This is a genomic window from Streptomyces sp. SPB074, from assembly GCF_000154905.1.
GTDB lineage: Bacteria > Actinomycetota > Actinomycetes > Streptomycetales > Streptomycetaceae > Streptomyces.
The window spans coordinates 287,347-295,245 of record NZ_GG770539.1; the positions used below are offsets into that span (position 1 = coordinate 287,347).

The 7,899-nt window shown below is 76.1% G+C and carries 6 protein-coding genes; 1 reads left to right on the top strand and 5 read right to left on the bottom strand.

Annotated features, from left to right (window positions below; all coding sequences use genetic code 11):
* From fabD to SSBG_RS01210, 3 genes are all read right to left on the bottom strand, one after another.
* On the bottom strand, positions 1-1,337 hold a 1,337-nt coding region (fabD, locus tag SSBG_RS01200), incomplete at its 3' end, for an ACP S-malonyltransferase (protein ID WP_078491192.1).
* Complete coding sequence (locus SSBG_RS01205) at positions 1,325-2,119, bottom strand: enoyl-CoA hydratase-related protein (protein ID WP_008744412.1); 795 nt, start codon at positions 2,117-2,119, stop codon at positions 1,325-1,327. The genes fabD and SSBG_RS01205, both read right to left, overlap by 13 nt.
* Positions 2,120-2,126: 7 nt before the next feature.
* Positions 2,127-3,359 (bottom strand): hydroxymethylglutaryl-CoA synthase family protein, encoded by a 1,233-nt coding sequence (locus tag SSBG_RS01210; protein ID WP_008744413.1) that lies wholly within the window; start codon positions 3,357-3,359, stop codon positions 2,127-2,129.
* 174 nt (positions 3,360-3,533) lie between these two features.
* Here SSBG_RS01210 and SSBG_RS01215 point away from each other — a divergent pair, with 174 nt between their 5' ends.
* A complete protein-coding gene (locus tag SSBG_RS01215; protein ID WP_008744414.1) occupies positions 3,534-4,274 on the top strand; it encodes a 4'-phosphopantetheinyl transferase family protein in 741 nt (246 codons plus the stop codon).
* Positions 4,275-4,344: 70 nt separating this feature from the next.
* Here the strand turns inward: SSBG_RS01215 and SSBG_RS01220 are convergent, their stop codons facing one another.
* Both SSBG_RS01220 and SSBG_RS01225 read right to left on the bottom strand, forming a co-directional pair.
* The gene (locus SSBG_RS01220; RefSeq protein WP_008744415.1) at positions 4,345-5,103 is read right to left on the bottom strand and encodes a thioesterase II family protein; all 759 of its coding nucleotides are present in this window, start codon (positions 5,101-5,103) and stop codon (positions 4,345-4,347) included.
* 43 nt (positions 5,104-5,146) lie between these two features.
* A partial coding sequence (locus tag SSBG_RS01225; RefSeq protein WP_037868634.1) for a beta-ketoacyl synthase N-terminal-like domain-containing protein occupies positions 5,147-7,899 on the bottom strand: 2,753 nt, incomplete at its 5' end.

Sequence of the window (7,899 nt, forward strand, 5' to 3'; positions counted from 1 at the left end):
CCCGGGCGCAGCCCGATGCCCCGGCCGTCGCGGCCCGCCTCCTCCAGGGATGCCGGTGCGGGGGTCGCCGGGGCGGGGTCGGCGCAGGCGGCGAGCCCCGCGGCGCGGGCGGCCCGGCAGACCTCCTCGCCGGCGGCCCCGTCCCCCGTCCCGGACACGATCCAGGCCAGCCCCGTCCCGTAACGCTCCCGGAACCGCGCCGAGCCCAGTCGCCCGGGGGTGACGGGGGTACGGCGCGGGGCCGGTGCCTGCGCCTGCGCCTGCGCCTGGGGGGTCGTGGCAGGCTCCGGTGGCGCCGGAGGGGCCGTGGCAGGCTCGGGTGGCACTGGCGGGATCGCACCCGCCTCCGGTGACGCCGCGTCGTGCCCGTCCGCGCCCGGTCGCGGGTCCCGCTCCGGCCCGCCTCCGGTGAGGTCCGGGACGGCGGGAGGGGGGACGAGTTCTTCGCGGGCGACCGCCCACAGCTTCGTCAGCACGCTCCCCGAGCCCAGTTCCACCAGTTCCGTGACGCCCTGGGCGACGAGGTGGGCCAGGCTGTCCCACCAGCGCACCCCGTGGCACATGTGCGCGCGCAGCCGGTCCGCGATCCGGTCCGCCTCGTGGGGGCGGGCGGTGACGTTGGAGATGACGGGCACGCGGGGCGCGCGGAAGGCGACGGTGTCCAGGACGGCGCCGAGTTCGTCGGCTGCCTGGGCCATGTAGCGGGAGTGGGCGGCGACGCTGATGTGCAGCAGGACGCACTTGCCGGCGCCCTCGCGGCGCAGCACGGGGGCGAGGGCGCGGACGGAGTCCTCGGGGCCGGAGAGGACGGTCTGCACGGGTGAGTTGTGGTTGGCGACGTCGATGTCGTCCGCGCCCTCGCGGCGCATGATCTCCCGCAGGCGCTCGACGCCGAGGCCGACGACGGCGAGCATCCCGCCGCCGTGCGCCCGTCCCATGATCTCGGCGCGGGCCACGACGAGCCGCAGGCCCGCCTCGAAGTCGAGGGCGCCGGAGGCGAAGAGGGCGGTGTACTCGCCGAGGCTGTGCCCGATCATGAAGTCGGGCTGCGGCTCGTTCGCGGCGCGGTCCAGGTAGGTCAGCGCGCCGATGGTGTACAGGACGGGCTGGAGCACGCGGGTGTCGCGCAGGGCGGTCTGGTCGGCGCACAGCGCGCGGATCGAGCGGCCGAGCACGGCGTCCGCGCGCGCGAGCACGGCGGGATGGCGGTCGAAGAGCCCGGCTCCCATGTCCTTGCGCTGGGAGCCCTGGCCGGGAAACGCCCACACGACCCGCCCCGGGGTCCCCTCCCGTGCGGCGTCCGGCGCGGGCGGGGGCCCGGCGTTCACCGCTCCCACGGGTAGCGTCCCTCGGCGGCGAAGCGGGCCATGCCCTCGCGTACGCCGGGTGCGGCGGCGAGCCGGGCGAACTCGGTCACGGCGCGCCGTTCGGTGTCGGCGGTGACGGGGCGCAGCGCGGACAGGTAGCCCTTGGCCTCCCCGATCATCCTTCCGTCGATCTTGGTCAGCCGGGACAGGAGGCGGCGCGTCAGCGCGTCGGCGTTCGGGGACAGTTCGTCGGCGAGTCCCTGGCGCACGGCCTCCTGCGCGGTGAGCGGCAGGGTGGTGAGGGTCATGACGCCCGCGGTGCGGTGGCCCGTGCGGCGGGCCAGGAAGGGCAGCACACTGCACGGCAGCAGGCCCCACAGCGCCTCGGGGAGGCTGAACACGCCGCGTTCGGTGGTGTGGACGAGGTCGCAGGCGGCGGCGAGTCCCACCCCGCCGCCCGCCACCCGCCCGTCGACGCAGGCGAGGGTCAGCCGGGGTGTCTCGGTGAGCCGCCGCATGAGGCCGAAGAACGCGGACCCGTTCGGGTCCGTCCCGCCGGTCGCCCCCTCGTGGCCGGGCTCCGTCCCGATGCCGTCCGCCGCCTCGGCCATGTCCATCCCGTTGCAGAACACCTGTCCCGGCGAGTCGAGCACGACCAGGCGGCAGGTGCCGGACTTCTCGGCCTCGTCCAGGGCCTCGTGCAGGTCCGCGATCAGGGCGGAGTCGAGGGTGTTGCCCCGTTCGGCTCGGCTCAGGGTGATCCGCAGGACGGCCGGATGCTCGTACCGGACGCGGACGGTGCCGTGGCTCATCGGTCGGTCAGCTCCAGGAGTAGAGGCGGTGGAAGTTCTCGATGCGGTCGAGCGTGAGCAGCCCGGCTCCCTCGAACAGCTCGCCGTACAGGTCCGCGTAGGGCTTGGTGTCGGTGACGAGGTCGCGGACGCCGAACGCCCGGTCGCCGCCGAGTTCGGTGACGGCGTCGTACTCAGCCATGCTCAGCGCCCGCCGGGCGTCCAGCGCGGCGCCGATCCCCATGCGGCCGACGGTGCGCGCCGCGTCCTCGCCGAGCACGCCGCTGAAGAACTCCGAGCCGCACCCGGAGCCGTAGGAGAACAGGCCGATACGGCACGGGGTCTCGGGCTCGCCGTGGTCGAGGAGGGAGCACAGGGCGAGGTAGAGCGAGGCGGAGAAGAGGTTCCCGACCTGGGAGCCGTAGTGCAGGGTGGGCGCGACCCGGCGCGCGAAGTCCCCGGCGGCCTCGGCGGAGCCCCAGCCCTTCTGGGCGCGCAGCAGTTTGCGGTGGGCGCCCTTGACCATCCCGGCGAACGGGGTGTGCAGGACCAGGTGCGCGAAGCTGTCGACCACGTCGGCCCCGGCGACGCGCTCGCGGTAGGCGGCGAAGCTGCGTTCGAGACAGGTCAGGTACGAGAGCAGGGACACGTCGGAGTCGACGTAGTCCAGGTCCGGGCGGGGCCGCAGGGTGTCCATCACCTCGAAGGTGTGCAGGCCGCTGGCCCCGGGGTCGATCTCCAGCACCCGCGGGTCGCGGCCGACGAGGAGGGCGACGGCGCCCGCGCCCTCCGAGGGTTCCCAGTAAGTGCCCCGGGCCGCGGCGCTCGGCGCGTCCGCCGCGATCACCAGGGCCTTCGCGGTCTCCACGGGAGAGGCGCCGATGATGCCGGCGGCGGTCTGGAGGGCGGCGGTGCCCCCGTAGCAGGCGTGTTTCACCTCGAAGGAGCGGCAGCGCGGGCTGAGACCGAGGTGGTGGTGGATGTACGTGGAGATGGGCTTGCCGAGGTCGAGTCCCGACTCGGTGCCGACGACGAGGAGTTCGACGGCGTCGCGCTCCTCGGGGGTCAGCCGGTCCAGGACGGGCTTCGCCGCGTTGACGGCGTTGGTCACCGCGTCCTCGCAGGGCAGGTTGACCGACTTGCGGCGCATCATGAGGTTGTCGAAGCGGCTCAGGTCCAGGCCGCGACCGCGGAACAGCTCTTCCACGTCGAAACAGGCGCGTGCCACATAGGCGTTGATCGCCTCGATGCCGACGGCCATGCTCGCTCCCGCGGTCGGGGGCCCGCTACCGGGCCCCGGCTCTCCCGGTTGTAACCGCCGGGGCCGCCGCCAATCTGCTCACTTTTGCACGGCGCGGCCGTTTGCCCGCGCCGCAGGATCGTTGGTCGCCCCCGGGGAGCCCGGCGGCCGTGCGTCACCGGTGAGGAGACCGCCGTGTCCGGGGGGCCGCCGTCACCGTCCCGCGTCCCGCTGCACGACGCGGTGACCGGTGCTCCCCTCGCGCACGTGTGGGCCGCCCCCCCGGACACCTACGGGGACGCCGCCGTGCTGTCGGCGCGGGAGCTGCGGCGCTCCGCCGCCTTCCACCGCGAGACGGACCGCCGCCTGTACGTCACGGCCCGCACGCTGCTGCGCACCGCGCTGAGCCGCTGCGTGCCCGAGGTGGCGCCGGCCGGCTGGCGGTTCACGACGGGGTCGCACGGGCGCCCCGAGACCGCGGGTCCCGCCGTCGTGCCCCGGCTGCGCTTCAGCGTCGCCCACGCCCCGGGCCTCGCCGTCTGCCTGGTCTGCCCGGAGCTGGACTGCGGCGTCGACGTGGAGGTCACCGACCGCTCGGTGGACCCGCTGCGGGTGGCCCGCACGATGTTCCACCCCCGGGAGACGGCGCGGGTCCGCGCGGCGCCGCCCGACGGGCGCCTCGGTGTGTTCCTGCGGCACTGGACGCTGAAGGAGGCGTACGGCAAGGCACGCGGCCTGGGGTTCCTGCTGCCCCCGGACTCCTACGCCGTCGTACCGGACGCCTCCGGTACGCCGCGGCTCACGGCGGCCGACGACGACGGGCTGCTGTGGCAGTTCGCCCAGTGGTCGCCCGGCGCACGGCACGTGGTCGCGGTGGCGCTGCGGCGGGGCCACGGGCCGGACGTGACGGTGGTGCGGCACGCGGGGCCGCCGTGACGGCACGGCGCCCCAGCGCCCCCCGGTTCCTCGCATCGCGCGCCCCGCGCCCCGCGCCCCGCGCCCCGCGTCAGGACACCGTCTCGCGGATGTCCTCGCACAGGTCCTGGCGCAGGTCGGAGCGCAGTGGTTCGGGCAGTCCGGCGAGGTAGAAGTGGTCGCCCTCGTACACCCGCATCCGGAAGGGGCCGTCGCTCGTGGCGCGCCACAGCCCCAGTTCGAGCGGGGTGACCTCCGGGTCGTGGTCGCCGGTGAAACCGGACAGCGGGCAGCGCAGCCGGGGGCCGGTCAGCGGCCGGTAGCTCTCGTTCAGGTGGAAGTCGGCGCGCAGCGGGGGCAGGAACATCCGCATCAGGTCACGCTGGCGCATCACCTCCTCGGGGGTGCCGCCCAGTTCGGCGACGACCCGCAGGAAGTCGTCGTCGGGCAGCCCCGCGAACGGCGGGCGCCGTGCCGCCAGGTGCGGGGCGCGCCGCCCCGAGACGAGCAGCCGGCGCGGGGCGCGCGCCGGGTCGTCCTGGAAGCGGCGGGCGACCTCGTAGGCGATGGCCGCGCCCGTGCTGTGGCCGAACAGCGCGTACGGCCGGTCCAGGTGCGGGGCGAGGCCCTCGCAGAGCGGGTCGGTGAGTTCCTCCATGGTCCGGAAGGCGGGTTCGGCGACGCGGGTCTCGCGGCCGGGCAGGATCACCGGGCAGACCTCGATCTCCGGGAGCAGCAGCTCCCGCCAGGGGCGGAAGAAGCCGCCGCCGCCTCCGGCGTGGGCGAAGCAGAACAGGCGCAGTGGCGCGTCCGTCGTGGCGTCGCCGTTCTTGAGCCAGGTACCGCTCACCGCAGTGCTTCCCTTCGGTCGGGCCCGGCCGGGGCGGGCCGGGTCACAGGTCGGCGCCTTCGGCGGAGCGGAGCACGGCGTGGCCGTACGCGCCGGTGGCCGAGACGGCGTTGACGAGCGCCCGCAGGGGCGCGCCCGCTGTGACGGGCGTCCAGGGGCGGGCGGTGTCGCAGACGGTGAGCCGGGTCCAGTCGGGCAGCTCGGAGCGCCGGGGGGCGACGGCGGTCGGGGCCAGCGTGCGCGCGCGCAGTTGCAGCAGCACCTTGGTGAGCTGGGAGAGCCCGGAGGCCGCCTCCAGGTGCCCGATGTGCGGTTTCACGGTGCCGACGAGCAGCCGCCCCGGGGTGCCGGACGGGCGCAGGGCGCTGAGCAGGGCGTCGAGTTCGGCGGCGTCGGCGAGCAGGGCGCCCGATGCGGCGCACTCGGCGTAGCCGATGTCGGCCCCGTCGAGCCCGTGCCGGCGCAGCATCCGGGTGAGGGAGCGGGCGAGCGGGTCGGCGGCGGGCATCCCGAAGGGCCCGGGCCGTCCGGCCGCCCCGGCGCCGGTGGCCTCCACGACCGCGTGCAGGACGTCGCGGCGCTCGACGGCGGCGCCGAGCGGGCGCAGCAGCAGCGCGCCCGCGCCCTCGCCGGGCGACCAGCCGCCGTCCTCGTCACCGAAGGCCCCGGCCGACGGCTTTTCGGCCGCGAGGCCCAGGTCGCGCAGCAGCGCCAGGTGGTACGGGTGGGAGACGACGTTGACGCCGGTCACGAGGGCCGCGTCGCACTCGCCCTGGCGGAGGCTGGTCACGGCCAGGTGGAGGGCGGCCAGCGAGGAGGAGCAGGCGGTGTCCACCGCGACGGCGGGGCCCTCGAAGCCGAGGCAGTGCGCGATCCGCGCCGGGAGGTCGGAGGCGGCGCCCGGCAGGTGGGCCGGGGCGCCCTGCCGCCAGCGGGCCTCGCCGGTCTGCCGGTGGTCGTGCCACATGGTCGCCGTGAACACGCCGACGCGCTCGCCGTCCCGGGTGAGGCTGCCGGGGGTGTGACCGGCGTCCTCCAGGCACTGCCACACCACGGGGAGCAGTAGCCGCAGTTGGGGGTCCAGGGAGGCCGCTTCCTGCGGCGAGATCCGGAAGAGCCGTCCGTCGAACCCGTCGTCGCCGCGCAGGAAGCCGCCGTGCGGCCACGCCTGCTCCGTCCCGGGGCCGCTGCCGGGAGCGGCGAAGGCGGCCGCCCGTTCGGCGGGCAGGGGGCCGAGCGCGCGGCGTCCGGAGCGCAGGTTCTCCCAGAACTCCTCCAGGCCGTGCGCGCCGGGGTAGCGCCCGGCGGCGCCGATGACGGCCGTGTCCGCCGGTGCCGGGGCGGCGGCCGGGCCCGGCCGGGCGGCGGCCCGCCGTTCCCGGGGCGGACGGGTCCGCGACTCCGGGGCCGGGCGGGCCCGCAGCGGGGAGTTCTCGGGCAGCGGACCGGCGAGGAAGGAGTGCAGCAGCCGCTGGCCGGGGTGCAGGCGGAGCGCGTCGCGGACGCGGTCGAAGGCGAGGTTCCCCACGGCGCACAGGCCGACGCCGCTCTCGCGTTGCCCGCCCATGAGCAACTGCCCCATGTATCCGGCCTCGACGGCCAGGTACAGCTGCGACTCCTCGCCGTACAGCGGCTCGATGCCGCGCGGCTCGGAGACGAGGTACACCTCGAAGGCGGCGCGGTCGAAGACGGGGCGGTTGTAGGAGAAGTGGACGGTGCGGTCGAACCCGGGCTCGTCGGTGAGGCGTTGCAGGGCGTGCTCGTCCGGCCGGTGGTAGTAGAGGCCGCCGGGCACGCCCTCGACGGCGTCCGGCTTGACGTGCAGATACGTCTGCACGGCGTACGTGTTCCCGGCGGACGCGTAGAGGCGGTGGGCGCCCTCGTCGGCGGGCCCGGGACGCAGGGCGGCCAGGAAGCGGAGGAAGGCGTCGTGCGCGAGCGGCCCCGCCGCGAAGTCCCGGTGGGTGGCGCGCTCCAGGTAGCGGTCGGCGGGCTGCCTCGGGCCCCCCAGCGCGAGGAGGGGTTCCTCGGCGGAACGCCGCCGCAGGTGCCAGGCACCCGACTTGAAGCGCGCGCGGTCCTCGGGCGAGAAGAACTCCACGCTGTCCGGGGCCCGCGGCGGCTCCTGGGCGGGCCGCTCGCCCTCGGTCACGGGCGCGGGGAGCTCCGGCTCCGGGAGCGCCGGGCCGGGGACGACCGGCTCGCGAAGCGCCGGGCCCGGCGGGGCCGCTTCCGGCCGGTCGCCGCCGCCTCCCGCGAGGTGGCGGGCCATCCCGGCGACGGTGGGCTCCGCCAGCAGCGCGGAGACGGGGACGCGGCGCCCGTGGCGGGCCCGCAGTTCCGAGGAGAGCCGGGCCAGGGTGAAGGAGGTGGCGCCCTGGTCCCAGAGGTCCAGCGTGGGGTCCAGCTCGGGCACGCCGATGAGGTCGGCCAGCAACGCGCCGATCTCCGCCGCCAGTTCCTCGGCGGGCGGAAAGGAGGAGCCGGCTCCGGGCGTCGGCACCGGTTCCTGCGGACGGGCGGGGGCCGGGTCGGCGGGAGCTTCAGCTGCCGGATCGGCAGACGCGTCAGGTGCCGGGTCGGCAGGCGCGTCAGGTGCCGGGTCAGCGGGAGCGTCGGAGGCCGGATCGGCAGGAGCGTCAGGTGCCGGGTCGGCAGGCGCGTCGGGCGCCGGGAGCGGCCAGGGCAGGGCGTCCCGGTCGAGCTTGCCGTTTCCCGTCGCCGGGAAGGCCGGCAGGAAGGCCGCGAAGTTCGGGACCATGTAGTCCGGCAGCGTCCGGGCGGCGTGGGCGCGCA